Below are 22,168 nucleotides of genomic sequence, written 5' to 3' on the forward strand. Positions count from 1 at the left end.
GTACGTTCCCCTCAGGCGCCGCGGAACGGCCGCGGCCCGCATCGAGGAGGTCCCCATGTCCCGCACCGCACTGCCCACCCTGCGACGTACTCTCGTCGCCGTCTCGCTCGTCGCCACGCTCGTGCTCGCGTTCGTCGGACTGCTGCTCCAGCCCGAGTTCCCCGACGACAACGCGGAGTACGTTCGCCTGCTCGCGGAGTCGCCGACCGCCGCGCTCGGCCTGCAGCTGTTCGCCTTCGCCCAGCTGTTCTGGGCCATCGGGTTCGTCGGCCTGGCACACGCGACCGTGCATCGCGCGCGCGTCACCGGCACGATCGGCGCCGTGTCGTCCGGCCTCGGCGCGTTCGGCCACGCGGTGTTCGCGGGGGCGTCCCTCGTGGGTCGCGAGATGGCCATGTACGCCACCGAGACGGGCGACGCGGCAGCGGCGGTGGCTGCGGCGGATGCCTCCCAGGGCGGCGCCTTCCTGCCCTACCTCGCGTTCGGCCTGCTCGGCACCGTGCTCGGCGTCGTCTTCACGGGTATCGCGATGCTCCGCTCGCGCATCGCACCCGTCTGGGTGCCGATCGCGCTGCTCGTGTGGGTCGTCGTCGAGTTCGGACTGCCGAACTTCCTCTCGGGCGTGTGGATCACCTACGCCTCGATGATGCTCGGCCTGATCGCGTTCACCGGGGCCGCGATCGCGATCCTCCGGGGCGGCCGCGGCGCCTGGACCACCGCGCTCGAGTCGGACGAGTCGGGCGACCCCACGGTGGCGCGGGTCGACGCAGCACGTGCCTGACCGGGGCCGGAGACGGCGAGAGGGTCGGATGCCCCGTGGCATCCGACCCTCTCGATCGTGCGGGTGTCGCCTACTCGGCGTCCTTCGCGGCGGCCTTCTTGCGGGCCGGCGCCTTCTTCTTGGGAGCCTCCTCGACCGGGGCCTCCTCGGCGGCCGGCTCCTCGGCGACGGTCTCCTCGGCGACGGCGTCGCCCTCAGCGGCATCCGCCTCGTCGTCCTGACCGGGGACCGCGGTGAACTCGCTCAGGTCGACGACGGCACCATTGGAGTCCTTCACGACGGCCTTGCCGAGCACGATCGCGAGCGTCTTGTTGCGCGCGACCTCGCCGACCATGGCCGGGATCTGGCCGTTCGAGCTGAGCGCCTGCACGAACTCGTTCGGGTCCATGCCGTACTGCGCGGCGCCCTGCACGAGGTACTGGCTGAGCTCCTCCTGGCTGACCTGCACCGACTCCTTCTCGGCGATCGCGTCGAGCACGATCTGCGTCTTGAAGGCCTTGGTGCTCGACTCGGTGACCTCGGCGCGGTGCTCGTCGTCCTCGAGACGACCCTCGCCCTCGAGGTGGCGGTGCACCTCGTCCTCGATGACCGACTCGGCGACCGGCACCTCGACGAGCTCGAGGAGCTTGTCGACGAGCAGGTCGCGGGCCTGGGTGCCCTGGCCGAAGACCTTCGACTTCGAGACCTGCTCGACGAGGCTCGCCTTGAGCTCGTCGAGGGTGTCGAACTCGCTTGCGATCTGCGCGAAGTCGTCGTCGGCCTCGGGGAGCTCGCGCTCCTTCACGGCGGTGACGTTCACGGTGATCTCGGCGGTCTCGCCCTGGTGGTCGCCGCCGAGCAGCTTCGACTCGAACGTCGTGGTCTCGCCCGCGGTGAGCGAGTCGAGCGCCTCGTCGATGCCCTCGAGCAGCTCGCCCGAGCCGATCTCGTAGGAGACGCCCGAGGCGGTGTCGACCTCGGCGCCGTCGATGGTGGCGACCAGGTCGAGGGTGACGAAGTCACCGGTGGTGGCGGGGCGGTCGACCGTGATGAGGGTGCCGAAGCGGGTGCGCAGGCGGTCGAGCTCCTCGGCCACCTCGTCGTCGCCGACCTCGACCGCGTCGACGGTCAGCTCGACGCCGGCGTACTCGGGCAGCTCGATCTCGGGGCGCACGTCGACCTCGATTGCGAGCAGCAGGTCGCCCGAGAAGTCCTTGTCGCTGGGCCATTCGACGATGTCGGCCTCGGGGCGGCCGAGCGGGCGGAGCTTGTGCTCCTCGATCGCGGAGCGGTAGAAGCCGTCGAGGCCCTCGTTCACGGCGTGCTCGAGCACGGCGCCCTTGCCGACGCGCTGGTCGATGATGGGCGGCGGAACCTTGCCCTTGCGGAAGCCGGGGATGTTGACCTGCTCGGCGATGTGGCCGTAGGCGTGCGTGATGCTGGGCTTGAGCTCCTCCGGCGTCACCGTGATGGTGAGCTTGGCACGGGTGGGGCTCAGCTTCTCAACCGAAGTGGTCGGCATGGAACGGTTCTCCTGAATTCGTGGAAGTTCGAGACGGTCGAGCGACTCGTCGGGGCGACAGGATTCGAACCTGCGACCTCCCGCTCCCAAAGCGGGCGCTCTAGCCAAGCTGAGCTACGCCCCGAGTCGGCACTCAACTCGTGCGTCTCCCGTGCGGGCGCGCCGAAACGCATCCATGCACGGAGACAACCCGAACGAGTCTACTGCACGCGTCCGCGGGCGCGCGGGGCGGGCGGGCGCGGGCTCCTGCACAGCTCGGCCGCATGGGCGGTCGTCCAGATGAGCGAGGCATCCGCCCTCGGGCATCCGTGCTCTGGCAGCATTCAGCCATGAGCGACGCGCGTGCGCCACGACCCGGTCTCCGCCGATGGCCCGAGAGCCCCGAGCACCTGGTCGACACGACCCGGTGCCCTGCCTGCTTCACGCCACTGGCGTCGTCGACGTGCGCCGCCTGCGGGCTCGAGCTCGGGGTGCCGCGGTCCGGCGAGCTGCTCGAGGCGTCGCGTGCGGTGTACTCGGCCGAGCAGGGGCGGCAGGGACTCATCGCCGAGTTGCGTGCCGAGCAGGCGGAGCGCGCGCGTGTCGCGGTTGGTGTGGCGTCCACTGCTCCGCCGGCGGTGCACGCGCCGGTCGATGCTCCCCCGGCGACAGGGCGAGCGGATGCCTCCGGCCAACCGCCCGCTGCCGCCGCACCGCCGCCTGCGCCCACGCCCGTCGCCGCCCCCGCGGTGCCGCGCCGCACGCGGTCGGGCGTGCAGGTGCTGCTGCTCTCGATCGGCGTCATCCTGACGTCGGTCGCCGCCGTGGTGTTCCTGTTCGTCGCCTACCTCGTCGCGTCGCTCGAGGTGCGCTCGGTGATCATCGCGCTCGCGAGCGTGCTCGTGCTCGGCGTCGCGTGGCTGCTGCGCCGGCGCGAGCTCGCGGGCACCGCCGAGGGCGTCGCGGTCGTCGCGGTCGTGCTGCTGCTGCTCGACGTCTGGATCGTGCGCGCGAACGCGCTGTTCGGCACCGACCTGATGGATGCGCGCGCCTACAGCGGCGTGGCGCTGCTCGTGCTCGCGGGCGTGCTGCTCGCCGCGCACCGGGTGACGGGCGTGCGGGTGCCTGGCTGGACCGCCGCGGGCCTCGTGCCCGCCGCGGCGTTCCTGCTCGCGTCGACCGTGTCGGACGATGGGGCGATTTCCACGTGGGCAGGCGGCGTTGCGGCGCTCGGCGTCGGTGCGGCCGCATGGTTCCTGCCGGCATCCGTCTCCCGTGCGGTCGCGGTGGGCGCCGGCACGCTCGGCGGTCTGCTCGGGCTCGCCGCCGCGCCGTGGACGGACGAGGTGCCCGTGCTCTGGTCGCTCTGGGCGGTCGCGGGCCTGTGGGCCGCCTGGGCGCTCATCGCCGGTGCGCGACCCGATGAACGTCTGCGCGCGGAGGCTGCGAAGGCGGGCGCGCTGCTGGCCGGTATCGCGGCGGCGCTCGGCCCGGCGCTCGAGGTCGCCGATCGGGTGGCCGAGCCCACCGCCGTCTGGCTCGCACCCGCTGCGGCCGGGGCGGTCGCGGTCGGCGCAGCAGCCGTGCGATTGCTGCCGCTCCCCCGGGTGTCGGGGCTGGCGCCGTGGGCCGCGGTGCCCGCGCTCGTCGTGGCCGCGGGCGCGGGGGTGTTCGCGCTGCCGTTCGCCGTGCTGACGGTGGTCGATCGCGTCACCGCGTCGGAGTTCCTCTCGGCATCGGAAACGGGTCGGGAGGTTGCGCTGGCCAGCGCGGCCGCGGCGATCGCCCTGGGAGCGGCCACGCTGGCCGTCACCTTCCTGCTCCGGGCGGGGCGCCGCTTCCTCGCCGTTCCCGTGGCGCTGCTCGCGGCCGCGGTGTTCCCGTTCGCGGCGAGCCTCGACCGTGCCGCGTGCGTCGGCGTGCTGCTGCTCGCGGCTGCCGCCGCGCTCGCCGTATGCGCTGCGCTCGGCGTCTCGACGACCGTGCGCGTCGTCCTCGCCACGGGCGGCGGGCTCGCGGTGGTCGTGGCGCTGCTGACGGTGGCATCCGACCCCGTGCTCTTCTCGGCGACGGTCGCCGCGGTGGTCGTGCTCGCGGTGGCCGGCCGCGTGCTCTCGCGAGTCGTCTGGCCGTCGGGAGCGGTCGCGACGGCCGACGCGGTGCACGTCGTGGTCGCCGCGCTGGGCGCCGTGGCGATCTTCTCGGGTGCCCCGGCCGTGCTCGATGAACTCGGCGCGGCGATTCCGGCGGAGTGGGACGCCGCCGCTGCGTGGGGTGCGGCGGGGTCCGCCCTGTGCCTGCTGGTGGCCGGCGTGACCTGGCGTGCGTGGCGGGAGGCCGATCTGCTGGCGGCCTCGGTGCCGCTCGCCTCGGCGGCGATCCTCGCCGCGACGACGACGGTGTTCGCCGGGGACGACCTCACGCGCGGCCCGGTGGCGCTGCTCGTCACGGTGGCGGCGTTCGCGTGGCAGTGGACGGGCCGCGCGATCCCCGTGCGGGTGGCGCTCGCGCTGGCCGCCCCGATCGGCGCGCTCCTCACGGCGATCGCGTTCTTCGGCGACGGACTGCGCCGCGACGACCTCGCCGGCACCGCTGCGGCGATCGCCGTGACGATCTCCGCGGGCGTGCTGCTCCTGCTGCCGGAGGCGCCGCGCACCCCGCGCCTGTTCTGGGCCGGCGGCGTCGCGCTCGCTGCGGCGGCGACGATCGGGATGGTGGTGCTCGGCGACGCGCCCGCGTGGCTGCCGCTGCTGCTGCTCGCGCCGACCCCGGTACTCGTGGCGGCCTCGGCCGGCGACGTCGTGACCGGTCCGTGGCGCCACCTGTCGTGGGTGTCGGTGGTCGTGGCGATCGCGGCGGCGTGGTCGGGCTCGGCGACCCTCGGCGCGGATGCGGTCGAGGCGTACTCGCTGCCGCCCGCGATCGCGCTCGCCGCCGTCTGGCTGCTGCTCACCGCACGGCACCACCCGGATGCCCCGCCCGAGCGTTCGGCCACCGCGCTCGCGACCGGGGCCGTGGCGACCGCGCTGCTGCCGTCCGCAGCGGTGGCGGACGACGCGGTGCGGGCATTCGCGGTCGTGGGTGCCGGCATCGCGCTCATCGTCGCGGGCTTCGTGCTGCCGATGCGTGTCGCCGGAGCCCGCGTCGTCGCCATCGCGTTCAGCACGGGGTGGGCCGGCACGGCCGTCGCGAGCGCCGTTGCAGGCATCGCCGCCGCGCGCTCCGACAGCACCTTCCTGCCGCCCGAGTTGTGGGGCACGGCCGCGCTCGTCGCCGGCATCGTCGCCGCGACCGGTTGGGTGCGGCGCGAACCGGGACCTGCGGCAGCGGCCGAGTGGCTGATCGCCGCATCCGTCGCAGTCTCCGCCGTGCCGGTGCTCGCGGCACTCGCCGGCTCCGTGGACGAGTGGCGCGCGATCCTCGTGCTCGCGGTGCTGGCGCTGCTGCACGTCGGCGCCGCGTGGGCGACCGGGCGTCCGTTCGCCGGCCCGGTCGTGCGCTGGTCGACGCTCGCGGTGCTCGTCGTGGTCGCGGTCGCCGTACTCGCGGCCGACCTCGTGCGCCCCGCGGACCCCGTGACGGCGAGCGTCGCGGTCGCGCTGCTCGGGGCGGGCGTGATCGACCTGGTGCGCACGCCCGCGCGCTCCTCGTGGAGCACCCTCGCGCCGGGCCTCGTCGTGCTGCTGCTGCCGGCACTCGCGGCCGATCTCTTCGGATCGGAGCTCTGGCGGGTCGTAGCGCTCGGCGTGGTCTCGCTGGCGGTGCTGCTCGTCGGCGCGTTCCGGCGCCTGCAGGCACCGTTCCTCATCGGCGGCACGGTGCTGGTGGTGCATGCGCTGGCGCAGCTGTGGCCGTGGATCGCCGCGCTCTACGAGGCCGTCTGGTGGTGGGTGTGGCTCGGCATCGCGGGCGTGCTGCTCATCGTGATCGCGGCGACCTACGAGCGTCAGCTGCGCACCGCACGGCGGGTGATCGCGACCATCGGATCATTCCGCTGACGGCTCTGCGGCGGGCCCTGCGCATGCACGGCCGGGGCCCCTCCGTGTACTACCATGTTCCAGTGCCCGAACGGGCTCACGGGGATGTAGCTCAATGGTAGAGCCTCAGTCTTCCAAACTGATTACGCGGGTTCGATTCCCGTCATCCCCTCCATCACACGCCCGGCCGAACGCGATTCGGCCGGGCGTTCGTCGTTGGCGGCGCGGCTGTCGGCGGCCGACCCTATGGTCGGCACGACCCCCAGACCCGTCACCCGAACGGAGAGCCCGTGCCCGACTCCCCCTCGTCGCGCCTGCTGCGCGGCGGACTCGTCCTGCTCGTCATCGCCGCAGCGGTCGGCGCGTTCTACCTCTCGTACGGCGCGCTCTACGAGCTCGCTGTCGCCGCCGGCGGCATCCCGCCCGAGCGCGCGTGGGTGTTCCCGCTCATCGTCGACCTGCCGGTCGTCGCCGCGACGCTCATCGCCGTGCTCCTGCCGGACACCTCGCGTGCGCTCACGTGGGTGACGTTCTGGGTGTTCATCGTCGCGACCGTCGCGGGCAACGCGGTGCACGTACTCGCGCTGCCCGCCTCGTCGCTCGCGCTGGGCGTCTGGCCCGCCGTCGTGATCTCGGCCGTACCGCCGATCGCACTCGCCTTCACGGCGCACCTCGCCGTACACACCGTGTTCACGCGGCACCGCTCGCCGGTCGCGGCGGGGCTCCTGAGGTCGGTCGCGCACCGCGAGGACCTCGACGCCGAACTCGATGCCCTCGAAGCCCGCGAGCCGGTCGTGGTCGACGAGGAGCAGGTCGTCGCCGAGGCCCGCGCCCTCCTCGAAGCCAACGTGCCGATGGACCGCGTCACCGAGAAGGTCGGCGTGCCGAGGAGCAGCTCGTCGAGTGGATCCGACGCCACGAGCAGCTGGTCGCCTGACGGGAGATGGCCCGGCTACGGGCCGGTGACGATTTCGATGCCGGTCGCGTCGGCCGCCTCCTGCAGGCCGCCCGCGTTCACGAGGTCGGTGAAGCCGGCTGCCTCCATGCGGTCGATGGCGGCCGCGGAGCGGTTGCCCGAGCGGCAGTAGACGACGTAGGACACCGTCGGGTCGAGCTCGGCGATCGCGGCGTCGAACGTCGCCGACTGCACGTCGATGTTCAACGCTCCGTCGAGGTGCCCGTCCGCGTACTCGCCGGGCGTGCGCACGTCCACGATGACCGTGTCGGTTCCGACCTCGATCGGCTCGGCCGGCGTGCAGGCCGCGAGTGCGAATACGGTCGCGAACGCTGCAGCGAGCCGAGCGATGACGCGGGCGAACGGACGGACGGCAGCGGATGGGGTGCTCATAGTCGTCAATAATACCCCATGGGTATTTCGCCACCGCGCCCGACGCTTGTGACGCCCGTCGGCGAGGGAGTAGCTTCGGCCTCGTGAGCGAGCGCTCGGAACCGTCCGCCACGGCGACCGGCGACGGCCGTCGGAAGCCACGGCGCGGTCGTGGACGGCGGAGCCCCCGCCGGCCTGCGTCCGGACTCGCCGAACGCTGGACGACGATCGATGAGATCGACTACTTCTACCGCGAGTCCCCCTCGCCGCCCGACGCGCGAGTCATGATGCACCTGCACGGCTTCGGCATGTCGGGCCGGTACCTCCTGCCGACCGCCGAGGTGCTCGCGGACGAGTTCCACACCTACGTGCCCGACCTGCCCGGCTTCGGCCGAAGCGGCCAACCCTCGAGACCCCTCGAGGTGCCCGAACTCGCCGACGCGGCGGCCCGCTTCCTCGACGACCGCGGTGTCGAGCGTGTGAGCCTGGTGGGCAACTCGATGGGATGCCCCGTGATCTGCGAGTTCGCGTTCCGCCACCCCGACCGGGTCGACCGCGCCGTGCTCGTCTCCCCCGCAGGCGGTGTCTTCAACCAGCCGCTCCGGCGCGCCATCGGCCAGCTCGCCCGCGACGGCGGCCGCGAGCCCGTGCGGCTCGCCGCGGTCGCCACGCCCGACTACGTGCGCTTCGGCGTGCCGAGCACCCTCCGCATGTTCCGCGCGCTCACCGAGTACCCGGCGCTCGAGCGCCTGCTCGCGCTCGACCTGCCCACGCTCGTGGTGCTCGGCGACCGCGACCCGCTGCTCCCCGGATCCGAGCGGGTGCGTGAAGTCGCCGGGCAGACCGAGAACTCGGTACTCGTGGTCACCATCGAGGGCGCCGCGCACGCGATCAACTTCAGCCACCCGGGCGAGCTCGCCCATGTGATCCGCTGCTTCATGGACGACCGACCGATCACCGATGACCCCGACTCACCGGGACACGCGCGGGTGCACGAGATCCACCGCGGCCCGAGGCATCCGGTGCCGCTGGAGCGCGACTGAACCCCAGCACACCGCGGAATCCCGGAGGGTCACTGGCGATTCCCAGCGCGTGGGAGTACGCTCAAGGTGTGGTCAGACCACAATGGTCGGACCACGGTAGCGATGGGGCACCGCGGGTGACCCCCGGCGGTGCGCAGGGAGAGTCCCACGAGGAGGACGCCATGAGCACACTCGACCAGACCCGCAGCACGACCGGCACGACGAACGAGGCCGCGGAGCACCCGAAGGCCTGGGAGGGCTTCGCCCCCGGGCCCTGGCAGGACGGCATCGACGTCCGCGACTTCATCCAGCGCAACTACCTGCCCTACGAGGGCGACGCCACCTTCCTCGCCGGCCCGACCGAGCGCACACTGGCCGTCTGGCACACGCTCACCGCCATGTTCCCCGCCGAGCGCGAGGAGGGCGTGTACGACGTCGACCCGCACACGCCCTCGACGATCACCTCGCACGCCCCCGGCTACATCGACCGCGACCGCGAGCTCATCGTCGGCCTGCAGACGGATGCCCCGCTGAAGCGCGCGATCATGCCCAACGGCGGGTGGCGGATGGTCGCCGGCGCCCTGAAGACGTACGGCTACGACGTCGACGAGCGCGTCGAGGAGACCTTCACCAAGTACCGCAAGACGCACAACCAGGGCGTGTTCGACGCCTACTCCCCCGGCGTGAAGCGCGCCCGCCACAGCCACATCATCACCGGGCTGCCCGACGCGTACGGCCGCGGGCGCATCATCGGCGACTACCGCCGCGTCGCCCTCTACGGCGTCGACGCGCTGATCGCCGCCAAGCGCACCGAACGCGCCGAGCTCGACATGCGGTTCTCGACCGAGGAGGTCATCCGCGACCGCGAGGAGAACGCCGAGCAGATCCGCGCCCTGCAGGAGCTCGTCGCGATGGCAGAGTCGTACGGCTGCGACATCCGCCGCCCCGCCACGACCGCGCAGGAGGCCGTGCAGTGGCTGTACTTCGCCTACCTCGGCGCGGTGAAGGAGCAGAACGGCGCCGCGATGTCGTTCGGCCGCAACACCGGGTTCCTCGACGTGTACCTCGAGCGCGACCTCGCCGCCGGCCGCATCGACGAGACCCTCGCCCAGGAACTGGTCGACGACCTCGTGATCAAGCTGCGCATCGTGCGGTTCCTCCGCACCCCCGAATACGACGCGCTGTTCAGCGGCGACCCGACCTGGGTGACCGAGTCGCTCGGCGGCCTCGGCGACGACGGCCGGCCGCTCGTCACCAAGACGGCGTTCCGCATGCTGCAGACGCTCTACAACCTCGGACCGGCACCCGAGCCGAACCTCACCGTGTTCTGGAGCGCGGACCTGCCCGAGGGCTTCAAGCGGTTCTGCGCGCAGGTGTCGATCGACACGAGCGCGATCCAGTACGAGTCGGATGCCCTGATCCGAGGCGCGTGCGGTGACGACAGCGCGATCGCGTGCTGCGTGTCGCCGATGGCGGTCGGCAAGCAGATGCAGTTCTTCGGCGCACGCGTGAACCTGGCCAAGACCCTGCTCTACGCCATCAACGGCGGACGCGACGAGATCTCCGGTCACCAGGTCGCCCCGGTCGCGGCCGCCGCGACCGGCGACGTGCTCGACTACGACGAGGTGCGCGAGGCGTTCCGCGGCACCATGGAGTGGCTCGCCGAGACCTACGTCGACGCGCTCAACACGATCCACTTCATGCACGACAAGTACGCGTACGAGCGGCTCGAGATGGCGCTGCACGACCGCGACGTGGTGCGCACCATGGCCTGCGGCATCGCCGGGCTCTCCGTGGCCGCAGACTCGCTGTCGGCCATCCGGTACGCGACCGTGCGGCCCGTGCGCGACGACACCGGCCTGGTCGTCGACTACGTGGTCGAGGGCGAGTACCCCGCCTACGGCAACGACGACGACCGCGCCGACGAGATCGCGGCCGAGCTGGTGCACGAGTTCATGGCGATGGTGCGGAAGCACCCGACCTACCGGAACGCGATCCACACGCAGTCGGTGCTCACGATCACCTCGAACGTGGTCTACGGCAAGGCGACCGGCGGCACCCCCGACGGCCGTCCCGCCGGCGCACCGTTCGCCCCCGGCGCGAACCCGATGAACGGCCGCGACACGCACGGCATGCTCGCCAGCGCCCTCTCGGTGGCGAAGCTCCCGTTCGAGGACGCGCAGGACGGCATCTCGCTCACCACGACGGTCGCGCCCCAGGGCCTCGGCCGCACCGAGGACGAGCGTGTGTCGAACCTCGTGGGCCTGCTCGACGCGTACACCGCGCGCGGCGGCTACCACATGAACGTCAACGTGCTGCGGCGCGAGACGCTCGCCGACGCCATGGAGCACCCGGAGGACTACCCGCAGCTGACCATCCGCGTCTCGGGCTATGCGGTGAACTTCGTGCGCCTCACGCGCGAGCAGCAGCAGGACGTGCTCGACCGCACCTTCCACGCCGGAGTGTGACGGAGACCGCCATGGTCGCACTCACCCTCCACCCCAGCCGCGAGGCGCTCGCGGACGCGCACCACGAGCGCCTCCGCGCCCAGCGCGCCGGCGAGGTCGGCAACGTGCACTCGTGGGAGCTCGTGACCGCGGTCGACGGGCCCGGCACGCGCCTCACGGTGTTCCTGAACGGATGCCCCCTGCGATGCCGGTACTGCCACAACCCCGACACGTGGCGGCTGCGCGACGGCACCGCGACGACGGTCGACGAGCTCGTCACGCGCATCGCCCGCTACCGGGACATCTTCGCCGCGACGGGCGGCGGACTCACGCTGTCGGGCGGCGAGCCCCTGATGCAGGCGCCGTTCGTGCGGCGCGTGCTGCACGAGGCATCCGCACTGGGCGTGCGCACCGCGCTCGACACGAGCGGCTTCCTCGGCCAGAAGGCCGACGACGCGATGCTCGACGACGTCGACCTCGTGCTGCTCGACGTGAAGTCGGGGCTGCCCGAGACCTACCGCGATGTCACGGGCGTCGACCTCGAGCCGACGATCGCGTTCGGCGACCGCCTCGCAGCTCGCGGCGCCCGCGTGTGGGTGCGCTTCGTGCTCGTGCCCGGCCTCACCGACGCCGACGAGAACGTCGACGCGGTCGCCCGCATCGTGTCGCGCTGGCCGAACGTCGAGCGCCTCGAGGTGCTGCCGTTCCACCAGATGGGCGCCGACAAGTGGGAGCGCATCGGCGCGACCTACTCGCTCGCCGACACGCGCCTACCAGAGCCGGCGCAGGTCGACGCGGTGCGCGACCGCTTCCGCCGGGCGGGCGTGCCGGTGGCCTGAGACGCCGGCCCGACCGGCCTGTCGTGGTGGTCGGCCGGGCGGGCCGGTCAGAGCCCGAGCGTCTGCAGCGAGTCGCGGATGACCTTGGCCGAGGCGGCGAACTTCGCCGCCTCATCGTCGTCGAACGGGATGCGGAGCACGTCGGCGACACCGGAGGAGTCGACGATCGACGGCACCGAGAGGGCCACGCCCGACTCGCCCAGGTAGTCGTCGAGCACGCTCGACACGGGCAGCACGGCGCGCTGGTCCTTCAGCACGGCCTCGGCGATGCGGGCCGCGGAGAGGCCGATGGCGTGGTTGGTCGCGCCCTTGCCCTCGATGATCTGGTAGGCGGCCGTGCGCACCTCGTCGGCGATCGCGTCGAAGTCGCCGAGCTCGGGCTTCACGGCCGACTGCGCGTCCGCCCACTCGCGGATCGGCACGGGGCCGATGGTCGCGTGCGACCAGAGCGGGAACTCGGAGTCGCCGTGCTCGCCGACGATCATGGCGTGCACGCTCGAGCTGGCGACGTCCGCCCGCTGCGCGATCAGCCAGCGCAGGCGCGACGAGTCGAGCACCGTGCCGGACGAGAACACGCGAGAGCTCGGCAGACCGGTGATCTTCTGCGCGGCGACGGTGAGCACGTCGCAGGGGTTCGTCACGAGCATGTAGACCGCGTCGGGCGCCCGATCGAGCAGCTGCGGCATGAGGCTCTTCATGATGTTGATGTTCGCCCCGGCGAGGTCGAGGCGCGTCTGCCCCGGCTTCTGCTTCGCGCCCGCGGTGATGATCACCATGTTCGACCCGGTCACGACGTCGAGGTCGTCGCCGCCCTGGATGCTCGACGAGCCGGCGAACAGCGTGCCGTGCGCGAGGTCGAGCACCTCGGCCTCGGCCTTCTTGCGGTCGATGTCGTAGAGGGCGACCTCGCGGGCGCTGCCGCGGACGAGGGCGGAGAGTGCGACGGAGGCGCCGACCGCGCCTGCGCCGATGACGGTGAGCTTGGAGTTCTCGATGACGGCCATGCCTCCATCATGGTCGCCGATGCGCTCGCGCAACAGGCCCGCGCCGATGCCCGGTGAGGCCAGCCGAACCTTCCTTGAATTCGCGGTCGATCGGCGTACCGTGGCGACAGACGACGTATCCAGGGAAGGTGGACACGAATGACCGACACGCACGTTCCTCCGCAGGCGAGCTCGAACCCCGATGTCGCCGCCGGAGTCGCACAGTTCCTCACCCCGGTCGTGCACCAGCTGGTCGCCCTCGCCGTCAACGGCAAGCAGGCGCACTGGCACGTGCGCGGGCCGAACTTCATCGCCGTGCACGAGCTGCTCGACGACGTGGTCGCCCACGCCCAAGCCTGGTCGGACCTCGCCGCCGAGCGGGTGGTGGCCCTCGGGCTGCCGATCGACGCCCGCCTCGCGACGGTCGCCGAGAAGTCGGGCGCGGTGAACCCCAAGGCGGGCTTCCAGCAGGCGGAACCCACCATCGAGCAGGTCGTCGCACAGATCGACCTCGCGATCGAGAAGGTGAACGCCGCGGTCGACGGCCTCGACGACCTCGACCTGGCGAGCCAGGACATCGCCATCGAGATCCGTCAGGGGCTCGACAAGGACCGCTGGTTCCTGTTCTCGCACATCAGCGTCGACTGAACGGCTGTCGACTGAGACCGACACGGATGCCGCGGGCGCACGCCCGCTCGCACGGCCCGGCCCGCACCCGCGGTGCCGGGCCGTCGCGCGTCAGCGGCCGACGTCAGCGCTGCAGCCAGGCGAGCACCGCGAGCACGCGGCGGTGGTCGGAACCGGAGTCCTCGAGGCCGAGCTTGGCGAAGATCGAGGTGACGTTCTTCTCGACCGCGCCGACGCCGATGTAGAGCTGCTGGGCGATGCCGCCGTTCGTGCGCCCCTCGGCCATGAGCGCGAGCACCTCGCGCTCACGCGGCGTGAGCGTGGCGAGCGGGTCGGCCCGACGCCCGATCAGCTCCTTCACGACCTGCGGGTCGAGCACCGTGCCGCCCTGGCTGACCCGCGTGACCGCATCCTCGAGCTCGTCGAGCGAGGCGACACGGTCCTTCAGCAGGTAGCCCATGCCGCCCTCCCCCGACGACAGCAGCTCCTGCGCGTACGTGCCCTCGATGTACTGGCTGAGCAGCAGCACGCCGAGGCGGGGCATCCGCTTCCGCAGCTCGAGCGCGGCGCGCACGCCCTCGTCGCGGAACGTCGGCGGCATGCGCACGTCGAGCACGGCGATGTCGGGCGCGAGCGTCTCGATCTCGGCGAGCAGCTCGTCGGCGTCGCCGTACGAGCCGACGGTCTCGAACCCGGCCTCGTCGAAGAGGCGCACGAGCCCCTCGCGCAGGAGCACGGAGTCCTCGGCGAGCACGACCCTCAGCGCAGCATCCGTCACGCTCTCAGGATACGGCCGCGGCGTCCTCCGGCTCGGGCGGCACCGCGGGCGCCGCCTGCTGCACGAACGGGATGTGCGCGCCGGCGGTCGTCGGGCCGCCCGCGGGGCTGTCGATGCGCAGGATGCCCCGGAGCCCGCGCACGCGCTCCTCGAGACCGCTCAGGCCATGACCGGGCAGCGTCATGGCGCCGCCGGCGCCGTCGTCGATCACCCACAGGTCGAGCCACGACTCGCCGCCGACCGGTGCACGGCGCACCGAGCAGTGCAGGCCGATCGCCCGCGCGCTCGCGTGCTTGGCCGCGTTGGTGAGCAGCTCGGCGGCGATGAAGTACGCGTTGCGTTCGATCTCGGCGGGGATCTGCGCGTCCTCGGGAAGGGCGAGGTGCTCCTCCACCGGCACCGGGCTGCGCGCCGCGAGCGAGGCGAGGCCGGCGGCGAGGCCGCGGTCCTGCAGGATCGGCGGGGCGAACCCCCGCGAGAGGGCGCGCAGTTCGTCGAGCGCCTCGCGCGCCTGCTCGCGGGCCTCGCCGAGCACCTGCGGGGCGACCTCGGGGTCGCGGGCGATCGCGCGCTCGGCGGCGGCGAGGTCCATCTGGAGCCGCACGAGCCGCTGCTGCGGACCGTCGTGGATGTCGCGCTCGAGCCGGCGCAGCGACCGGTCCTCGGCCTGCACCGCGGCGCCGCGCGAGGCGGAGAGCTGCTGCACCTCGCGCTCCAGCGCCTGCGAGCGCCACGGGCCGAGCATGCCGAGGGCGACGCCCTGGTGGATGAGCGTGAGTCCGCGCGTGATGAGCGGCAGCGTGACGAGGAAGATGAGGCCCAGGACGAGGAAGAACACCGCCTCGGCCTGACGCGGGTCGGCGGTCAGCGGTACGGCGAAGACGAACTCCCAGACGTACTCGATGGTCCAGACGTTCTGCCCGTCGAGCGGCAGCCAGCGCTCCCAGAACCAGTACGTCGCCCCGCCCAGGCCGATCGAGACCCAGACCACGGTGACGATGAAGGTGAACAGGCTCACGATCGGCGCGACCACGAGCACGTGCAGCACGTACAGCCAGTAGTGCCCGTCGATGAACGGGCCGAACGCGCCGCGCCAGAACGTCGGGGTCGAGCTCGCGGGCGGCCAGGGCGAGCGGATCTCGGGTCGCCCGGTCCAGTGCAGCAGGCGCAGCTCGGTCCAGCCGAACCCGCGCGCGACGTAGAAGGTCGCCGTGAGGAACAGCACGCCGACGACCAGCACGAGCAGGCCGAAGCCAGTGGAGATGAGGCCGACCACGACGCTGAAGCCGACCCAGGCGATGGGCATCGCGATCAGCAGGAAGACGAGCTCGCGCGGCATCCCGGCCCAGAGGCCGAAGTACCCGCGCCGCTGGCGGGGTGCGGTGTCGTGGTCGCTCATTGCAGGTCCTCCGGGTTCATTCTGGCGCTGCGTGTGCGTGGCATGCATCCAGACTCGTGCGCGCCGCAGGCCTGCGGCACCCGGTGGCCGCCCGGATCGGTGCGGGGGTTCTCCCCGTCCGTCGCGCCCGCCGGCGACGTCAGAGCGCGAGGTGCGTGGGCCGACCGCCGAGGAGGGTCGCGGCGACCGGCATGGTGCGGAGCTGCTGCGCGTTCGCGGCGACGGGGTCGACGTCGACGAGCACGAGATCCGCCCGCTCGCCGGGAGCGACCGTGCTGCGAGTGGACGCGTCGATCGCGTTGCGCACGTCGATGGCCTGCTCCGGATGCCACGGGGCACGCCCGTCGCGGGTCCGGCCGACGGCCGCGGCGATAGTGATCCACGGGTCGAGCGGCGCGACCGGCGCGTCGGAGCCGAGCGCGAGCGTCGCGCCCGCCTCGACGAGGCTGCGCAGCGGGAACGCGCGGTCGGTGCGCCCCGCCCAGTGGTGCTCGGCGACGTCCCGGTCGTCCATCGCGTGCTCCGGCTGCACGCTCGCGACCACGCCGAGCTCGGCGAAGCGCGCGAGGTCCTCCCGGCGCAGCAGCTGTGCGTGCTCGATGGACCCGCGGCGCGGCCCGTCGGGCGTGAGCACGGGGTCGACCTGCGCGAGCACGTCGAGCGCGGCGCAGTTGGCGCGGTCGCCGATCGCGTGCACGGCGGGCACGAGGCCCGCGGCGGTCGCGCGCTGCAGCAGCGGCAGCAGGTGCTCGGGGGCGACGGTCGCGAGGCCGAACGCGTCGTCGCCGTCGGCGTCGGGATACGGGTCGACGCACCACGCGGTGCGCGTGTTCAGCGCACCGTCGGTGAGCACCTTGTACGGCCCCACCGCGACGAGTCCGCCCGTTCCGGGCAGCACCTCGCCGGTGCGCAGCTCCTCCTCGATCGCCCGATCGAGGTGCTGGGTGTACACCCCGAACTCGACGCGGACGGAGTCGACCCCGCCCTGCACCCGGCGCACCCAGTCGGTCGCGTTCCAGCGCATCTCGAGGTCGACGACGCCTACCACTCCCCGCGCGGCGGCGGCGCGCATCGCATCGCCGACCCACGCGTCGAGCTGGTCGTCGCCCACGTCGTCGAGCACGCGCACGACGTCGAATGCCTCCTCCTCGCGCAGCACCCCGGTCGGGTGCCCGGGGCGGCCATGCCGCGCGAGCGCGGCCGAGTTCAGCCAGCACGCGTGCAGGTCGTGCGAGACGAGCGCGACGGGCACGTCGCCGGTCGCGGCGTCGAGCAGCGTGCGGTCCGGTGCATCCGGCCACAACGCGTCCTGGTAGCCCATGCCGACCACCTCGTCGCGGCCGACGACGGATGCCCCCGCGAGCGCGGCCGCCTCGGCCGCCGAACCCGCGGCGGACACGTCGACCCGCCGGGACCGCTGCGCCCACTGCGAGGCGTGCACGTGCCGGTCCCAGAGTCCAGGCAGCAGCGTGCGACCGTCCGCCTCGATGCGACGGGCACCACGGTCGCCGTCGCCCGCCGGCACGACCGCGGCGATGCGACCGTCGGCGATCTCGACGTCGACCGGCGCGTCCGACCCGAGCGGCCGGGCGCCCGCGACGACGAGGTCGGTCACCGACCGCGCTCCGCGGCCGCACGCGCGTCGCGCGCCCGCCGCATCTCCCGCGCCAGCGCGGCATCCGCATACGGCCCCTCGCCCTCGAGCTCGGCGATGATGCGCTCGACCGTCTCGGGCGGCTTGTTCTGGCTCATCTTGTCCTTGGCCTCGAACCGCGTGATCGGGATGCGCAGGCCCACGGTGCCCGCGGCGATGCGCTCGGCGTACGCGGCGTTGTCGTCGGTGCCGCGCATCAGCCTCGGCTCGGGCATCCGCCGCTCGAAGTGCGCCACGAGTGCGTCGAGCACCTCGAGGTTCTCCGCGTCCGACAGGATCTCGGGCGTGCCGTGCAGGTGCGCGGTCGTGAAGTTCCACGTCGGCACCGCGGGGCGCGCGTCGTACCAGCCGGGCGAGATGTACCCGTGCGGGCCCTGCACGACCACGAGCACCTCGTGCTCGCCGAGTTCGTGCAACTGCTCGTCGGGCCGGCCCACGTGGGTGAGCAGCACGATGCCGTCAGCCGTCTCGTCGAGGAGCACGGGGTAGTGGGATGCCACGAGCCCGCGCTCGCGCGTGTGCGACACGATCGTCGCCCACGGGTGCGCACGCACGAGGCGCTTCACGCCCTCGTCGCTCGCGAGGGTGAAGCTGGGGTTCTGCCGCATGCGCTGCTCCTCTCAGGTCGGTCGGGTCGGGCGGGCCGGGCGGGGTCGGTGGCTCAGTTCTGGCAGGTCGGGCACCAGTAGAGCTTCCGGGCGCCCATCTCCTCGAGCACGATGTTCGTGCCGCAGGTGCGGCACGGCAGGCCCTCGCGCTTGTACACCCAGTGCCGGTCGGCGCGGTCGGCCATCGCCGCACGCCAGGCCTCGGGGTCGAGCCCGTCCATGGTCATCATCTGCCCGGTCTCGACGCCGATCTTCAGCAGGTGCGTCCAGTCGCGCCAGAGGGCGCGCACGGTCTCCTCGGGCACGAGCCTGCCGGGCGTGTGCGGGTCGAGGCGCGCGCGGTAGAGCAGCTCGGCGCGGTAGACGTTGCCGATGCCGCTGACGACGGACTGGTCCATGAGCAGCAGGCCGATCGGCGTGGGCTTGCGGCGCACCACCTCGGTGAAGCGCTGCTCCGCGGCATCCGTGTCGTCGACCAGCGGGTCGGGGCCGAGCTTCGCGACCGTCTGCTCGATCTCGGCGGAATCGCGCACCTCGCACGCCGTGGGGCCGCGGAGGTCCGCGCAGACGGTGTCGGTCAGCAGCCGCACCCGCACCTGCCCCACCGGTTCGGGCGGGAACTCCTCCGGGGCATCCGACTCCTTCTCGGCCTCCGACATGCGCAGGCGGGCCTTGCGGGGCGCACCGATCGAGGTCAGCGAGTTCTCCCCTGCCGCATCGAGCACGACGGCATCGGGGTTCGGGGCGTCTAGGAAGGTGCCGCGCTGGTTCGTCTGCCCCATGCGGCCGTTCGCCGAGGCGATCGTCGCGTCCATGCGGATGTCGCCCGCGAAGTCCCACGCGCCGTACATGCCGAGGTGCACGCGCAGCCAGACGCCGCCCTCGAACTCGAGGAACATCTGCTTGCCGACCGCGCGCGCATCGACCATGCGGCGGCCGTCGATGACCGCCGCGCCCTCGGCGAAGCGCCCCTGCGGGCTCGACGCGCGCACGACGTGCCCGACGAAGTTGCGCGCGAACTGCCGGGTGATGCGGTGGACGGAGTGGCCCTCGGGCATCCGCTACGCCTCGACGCGGTCGACGCCCTTGCCCGCGATGTCGCCCGTCTGCTCGTACTCCGCGAGCTGTGCGATGCGGCGTGCGTGCCGCTCCTCACCCGAGAACGGCTCGGCGATGAAGGCGTCGATGAGCGCGGTGGCCTCCTCGACGGTGTGCTGGCGGGCGCCGATCGAGATGACGTTGGCGTCGTTGTGCTGGCGCGCGAGCAGGGCCGTGTCCAGGCTCCAGACGAGGGCGGCGCGGATGCCGGTGACCTTGTTCGCCGCGATCTGCTCGCCGTTGCCCGAGCCGCCGAAGACGACGCCCAGCGCCTCGACGCCCGCGCGCTGGTCGCGCACGACGCCGAGCGCCGCGTTGATGCAGAACGCCGGGTAGTCGTCGAGCGCGTCGTACTCGACCGGACCGTGGTCGACGACCTCATGGCCCGCCGCCGCGAGGTGCTCCTGCAGGTGGCGGCTGAAGTCGAGGCCGGCGTGGTCGGTCGCGATGTGGATGCGCATGGGGCCAAGTCTAGGCAGCGCGGAACCCTGTCGGTGGCAGCCGATGACCCGCTTCCCGGCCGCGGGAATTAGGCTGGTGGATCGTGCGGCGCCGCCACGAACGGCGCCCGCACGTCACACCCTCGACCCGCAGGAGACGCACGTGCCCGGAGAGAACCTCACCCGCATCGAAGCCGAGGAGCGCGCCGCGCTCGTGACGGTGCACGACTACGACGTCGTGCTCGACCTCACGACCGGCCCGGAGACGTTCCGCTCGACGACGACGGTCCGCTTCGCGGCATCCGCCGGCGCCTCGACCTTCATCGACGCGATCACCCGCACCGTGCACTCGGTCACCCTGAACGGCCGCGACCTCGACCCCGCGACCGTCGCCGACGGCGTGCGCATCGCGCTCGACGACCTGGCCGACGAGAACGTGCTCGTCGTCGACGCCGACGCCGAGTACACGAACACCGGCGAGGGCCTGCACCGGTTCGTCGACCCGGTCGACGACGAGGTCTACCTCTACACGCAGTTCGAGGTGCCCGACTCGCGCCGCATGTTCGCCGTGTTCGAGCAGCCCGACCTGAAGGCCGCCTTCACGTTCACGGTGACGGCCCCCGACCACTGGCAGGTCGTGTCGAACCAGACCACGCCCGAGCCGACCCCGGCCGCCGAGGGCACCGCGACCTGGGCGTTCGCGCCCACCCCGCGCATCTCGAGCTACATCACCGCACTCATCGCGGGCCCGTACTCGGTGACGCGCTCCGAGCTCACGTCGAGCGACGGCCGCACGATTCCGCTCGGCGTGTTCAGCCGCGCGAGCCTGGCCGAGTACCTCGACGCCGACTACGTGTTCGAGAAGACCCGCCAGGGCTTCGCGTACTTCGAGGAGCAGTTCGGCGTCGCCTACCCGTTCGAGAAGTACGACCAGCTCTTCGTGCCCGAGTTCAACGCGGGCGCCATGGAGAACGCCGGCGCGGTGACCTTCACCGAGACCTACGTGTTCCGCTCGAAGGTGACCGACGCGATCCGCGAGCGCCGGGTCGTGACGATCCTGCACGAGCTCGCGCACATGTGGTTCGGCGACCTCGTGACCATGAAGTGGTGGAACGACCTCTGGCTGAACGAATCGTTCGCCGAGTGGGCCTCGACCATCGCCACCGCCGAGGCCACCGAGTGGACCGAGGCCTGGACCACCTTCGCCGCCATGGAGAAGAGCTGGGCGTACAAGCAGGACCAGCTGCCGTCGACGCACCCGATCGTCGCCGAGATCCGCGACCTCGAGGACGTGCAGGTCAACTTCGACGGCATCACCTACGCCAAGGGCGGGTCGGTGCTGAAGCAGCTCGTCGCCTGGGTCGGCCGCGAGGCGTTCTTCGCCGGCGTCGGCGCGTACTTCCGGAAGCACGCGTGGGGCAACACGACCCTCGCCGACCTGCTCGCCGAGCTCGAGACCGCCAGCGGCCGCGACCTCTCGGCCTGGGCGGCGCTCTGGCTCGAGACCGCGGGCGTGAACACCCTGCGCCCCGAGATCGAGACGGATGCCTCGGGCGCGATCACCTCCTTCGCCGTGCTGCAGTCCGCGGCCGACGACTACCCGACCATCCGGCCGCATCGCCTCGCCATCGGCTTCTACGACCTCGCCGACGGCGCCCTCGTGCGCACGCACCGCGTCGAGCTCGACGTCGACGGCGAGCGCACCGAGGTCGCCGAGCTGGTCGGGCGTGCACGCCCCGACCTCGTGCTGCTGAACGACGACGACCTCGCCTACGCGAAGGTGCGGCTCGACGAGGCGTCGCTCGGCGTCGCGATCGCGCACCTCTCGTCGATCGAGAACCCGCTGGCGCGCTCGCTCGTCTGGGGTTCGGCATGGGATGCCACGCGGGACGCGGAGACGCCCGCGCGCGACTGGATCGCGCTCGTGCTCGGCAACATCGCCACCGAGACCGAGTCGACCACGCTCCGCACGACGCTCGCGCAGCTCGCGCTCGCCGCGACCGCGTACACCGCGCCCGAGGGCCGCGACGCGGTCGTGCGCGAGGTCGCCGACGCGCTCTGGGCGCTCGCGCAGGGCGCCGAAGCCGGCAGCGACGCACAGTTCCAGTTCGTGAAGGCGTTCGCCGCGCTGGCGGAGTCGTCGTCGCACCTGGACGCCGTCGCCGCGCTGCTGGCCGGCGACACCACCCTGCCGGGGCTCGACATCGACACCGACCTCGGCTGGGAGCTGCTCATCGCGCTCGTCGCGGGCGGCCTCGCGGGTGACGCCGAGATCGACGCGCGCCTCGCCGAGGACGACACGGCGACCGGTCGCCAGTCGGCCGCGCACGCGCGCGCCGCGCTCCCCACGGTCGACGGGAAGCAGCGCGCGTGGGACTCGCTCGTCGTGGCATCCGACGCCCCGAACACCATCGTGCGCACGACCGCGCTGGGCTTCCAGCGCGCCGCCGACGCGTCGCTGCTCGAGCCGTTCGTCGCGCAGTACTTCGAGATGCTCGAGCGCGTCTGGAACGACCGCAGCTACGCCATCGCCGAGAAGCTGATCGTGGGCCTGTACCCGGCGCCGCTGGCGAACGAGGCGCTCGCCGACGCGACCCGCGGCTGGCTCGACACGCACCCCGACATCCCGGCGCTGCGCCGCCTCGTCGCCGAGAACCTCGCCGGCGTCGAGCGCGCGCTCGCGGCCCAGGCGCGCGACGCGCGGTAGG

At 72.5% G+C, this 22,168-nt stretch carries 16 protein-coding genes, 2 tRNA genes and 1 pseudogene; 9 read left to right on the plus strand and 10 right to left on the minus strand.

The genetic code is table 11. The annotated features are described in order from the left end of the window. Window positions 1-55: 55 nt before the first annotated feature. Complete coding sequence (locus tag QUE38_RS00395) at window positions 56-781, plus strand: hypothetical protein (RefSeq protein WP_286309603.1); 726 nt, start codon at window positions 56-58, stop codon at window positions 779-781. 70 nt (window positions 782-851) lie between these two features. On the opposite strand, the gene tig is transcribed toward QUE38_RS00395, so the two are convergent. Both tig and QUE38_RS00405 read right to left on the minus strand, forming a co-directional pair. Continuing rightward, entirely contained in the window at window positions 852-2,282 is a 1,431-nt protein-coding gene (tig, locus tag QUE38_RS00400) for a trigger factor (protein ID WP_286309604.1), read from the minus strand. A gap of 49 nt (window positions 2,283-2,331) precedes the next feature. Continuing rightward, window positions 2,332-2,406, minus strand: a tRNA-Pro gene (locus tag QUE38_RS00405). A gap of 205 nt (window positions 2,407-2,611) precedes the next feature. On the opposite strand from QUE38_RS00405, the gene QUE38_RS00410 reads away from it, so the two are divergent. From QUE38_RS00410 to QUE38_RS00420, 3 genes and pseudogenes are all read left to right on the plus strand, one after another. Next, complete coding sequence (locus QUE38_RS00410; RefSeq protein ID WP_286309605.1) at window positions 2,612-6,259, plus strand: SCO7613 C-terminal domain-containing membrane protein; 3,648 nt, start codon at window positions 2,612-2,614, stop codon at window positions 6,257-6,259. Between the two features lie 80 nt (window positions 6,260-6,339). Then, window positions 6,340-6,413, plus strand: a tRNA-Gly gene (locus QUE38_RS00415). Window positions 6,414-6,528: 115 nt separating this feature from the next. After that, a pseudogene (locus QUE38_RS00420) lies at window positions 6,529-6,867 on the plus strand (DUF2637 domain-containing protein); the annotation flags it as partial. A gap of 323 nt (window positions 6,868-7,190) precedes the next feature. Here QUE38_RS00420 and QUE38_RS00425 read toward each other — a convergent pair. Continuing rightward, the gene (locus tag QUE38_RS00425; protein ID WP_286309606.1) at window positions 7,191-7,586 is read right to left on the minus strand and encodes a rhodanese-like domain-containing protein; all 396 of its coding nucleotides are present in this window, start codon (window positions 7,584-7,586) and stop codon (window positions 7,191-7,193) included. Between the two features lie 263 nt (window positions 7,587-7,849). On the opposite strand from QUE38_RS00425, the gene QUE38_RS00430 reads away from it, so the two are divergent. The 3 genes from QUE38_RS00430 to pflA all read left to right on the plus strand — a co-directional run bounded on the left by QUE38_RS00430 (window position 7,850) and on the right by pflA (window position 11,873). Further along, window positions 7,850-8,608, plus strand: a complete 759-nt coding sequence (locus QUE38_RS00430; RefSeq protein WP_286309608.1) for an alpha/beta fold hydrolase — start codon at window positions 7,850-7,852, stop codon at window positions 8,606-8,608. Window positions 8,609-8,769: 161 nt separating this feature from the next. After that, window positions 8,770-11,055 carry a formate C-acetyltransferase gene (gene pflB / locus QUE38_RS00435; RefSeq protein ID WP_286309609.1) on the plus strand — a complete coding sequence of 762 codons (2,286 nt, stop codon included), beginning with the start codon at window positions 8,770-8,772 and terminating at the stop codon, window positions 11,053-11,055. Between the two features lie 11 nt (window positions 11,056-11,066). Continuing rightward, the gene (pflA, locus tag QUE38_RS00440; protein WP_286309610.1) at window positions 11,067-11,873 is read left to right on the plus strand and encodes a pyruvate formate-lyase-activating protein; all 807 of its coding nucleotides are present in this window, start codon (window positions 11,067-11,069) and stop codon (window positions 11,871-11,873) included. Window positions 11,874-11,920: 47 nt separating this feature from the next. On the opposite strand, the gene QUE38_RS00445 is transcribed toward pflA, so the two are convergent. Beyond that, on the minus strand, window positions 11,921-12,877 hold the full coding sequence (locus QUE38_RS00445) for an L-lactate dehydrogenase (protein WP_286309611.1): 957 nt from the start codon (window positions 12,875-12,877) through the stop codon (window positions 11,921-11,923). Window positions 12,878-13,015: 138 nt separating this feature from the next. Between QUE38_RS00445 and QUE38_RS00450 the strand changes: the two genes are divergently transcribed. Beyond that, the gene (locus tag QUE38_RS00450; protein WP_286309613.1) at window positions 13,016-13,504 is read left to right on the plus strand and encodes a Dps family protein; all 489 of its coding nucleotides are present in this window, start codon (window positions 13,016-13,018) and stop codon (window positions 13,502-13,504) included. A gap of 103 nt (window positions 13,505-13,607) precedes the next feature. On the opposite strand, the gene QUE38_RS00455 is transcribed toward QUE38_RS00450, so the two are convergent. The 6 genes from QUE38_RS00455 to QUE38_RS00480 form a co-directional block, all read right to left on the minus strand. Beyond that, window positions 13,608-14,261: a response regulator transcription factor gene (locus QUE38_RS00455; RefSeq protein ID WP_286309614.1), complete on the minus strand. Its 654-nt coding sequence runs from the start codon at window positions 14,259-14,261 to the stop codon at window positions 13,608-13,610. A 4-nt stretch (window positions 14,262-14,265) separates the two neighbouring features. Further along, on the minus strand, window positions 14,266-15,660 hold the full coding sequence (locus QUE38_RS00460) for a sensor histidine kinase (RefSeq protein ID WP_286309616.1): 1,395 nt from the start codon (window positions 15,658-15,660) through the stop codon (window positions 14,266-14,268). Between the two features lie 139 nt (window positions 15,661-15,799). Beyond that, window positions 15,800-17,275 carry an amidohydrolase gene (locus QUE38_RS00465; protein ID WP_286309617.1) on the minus strand — a complete coding sequence of 492 codons (1,476 nt, stop codon included), beginning with the start codon at window positions 17,273-17,275 and terminating at the stop codon, window positions 15,800-15,802. Further along, window positions 17,272-17,922, minus strand: coding sequence for an FMN-binding negative transcriptional regulator (locus QUE38_RS00470; RefSeq protein WP_286309618.1), 651 nt, complete (start codon window positions 17,920-17,922; stop codon window positions 17,272-17,274). Before QUE38_RS00470 ends, QUE38_RS00465 begins: the two co-directional genes overlap by 4 nt. 53 nt (window positions 17,923-17,975) lie before the next feature. After that, a complete protein-coding gene (locus QUE38_RS00475; protein WP_286309620.1) occupies window positions 17,976-18,980 on the minus strand; it encodes an Fpg/Nei family DNA glycosylase in 1,005 nt (334 codons plus the stop codon). A gap of 3 nt (window positions 18,981-18,983) precedes the next feature. Continuing rightward, window positions 18,984-19,481, minus strand: coding sequence for a ribose-5-phosphate isomerase (locus tag QUE38_RS00480; RefSeq protein WP_286309621.1), 498 nt, complete (start codon window positions 19,479-19,481; stop codon window positions 18,984-18,986). 142 nt (window positions 19,482-19,623) lie between these two features. Here QUE38_RS00480 and pepN point away from each other — a divergent pair, with 142 nt between their 5' ends. Then, the gene (gene pepN / locus QUE38_RS00485; RefSeq protein ID WP_286309622.1) at window positions 19,624-22,167 is read left to right on the plus strand and encodes an aminopeptidase N; all 2,544 of its coding nucleotides are present in this window, start codon (window positions 19,624-19,626) and stop codon (window positions 22,165-22,167) included. Window position 22,168 lies beyond the last annotated feature (1 nt).

The sequence above is a fragment of the Agromyces mangrovi genome (genome assembly GCF_030296695.1).
Lineage (GTDB): Bacteria > Actinomycetota > Actinomycetes > Actinomycetales > Microbacteriaceae > Agromyces > Agromyces mangrovi.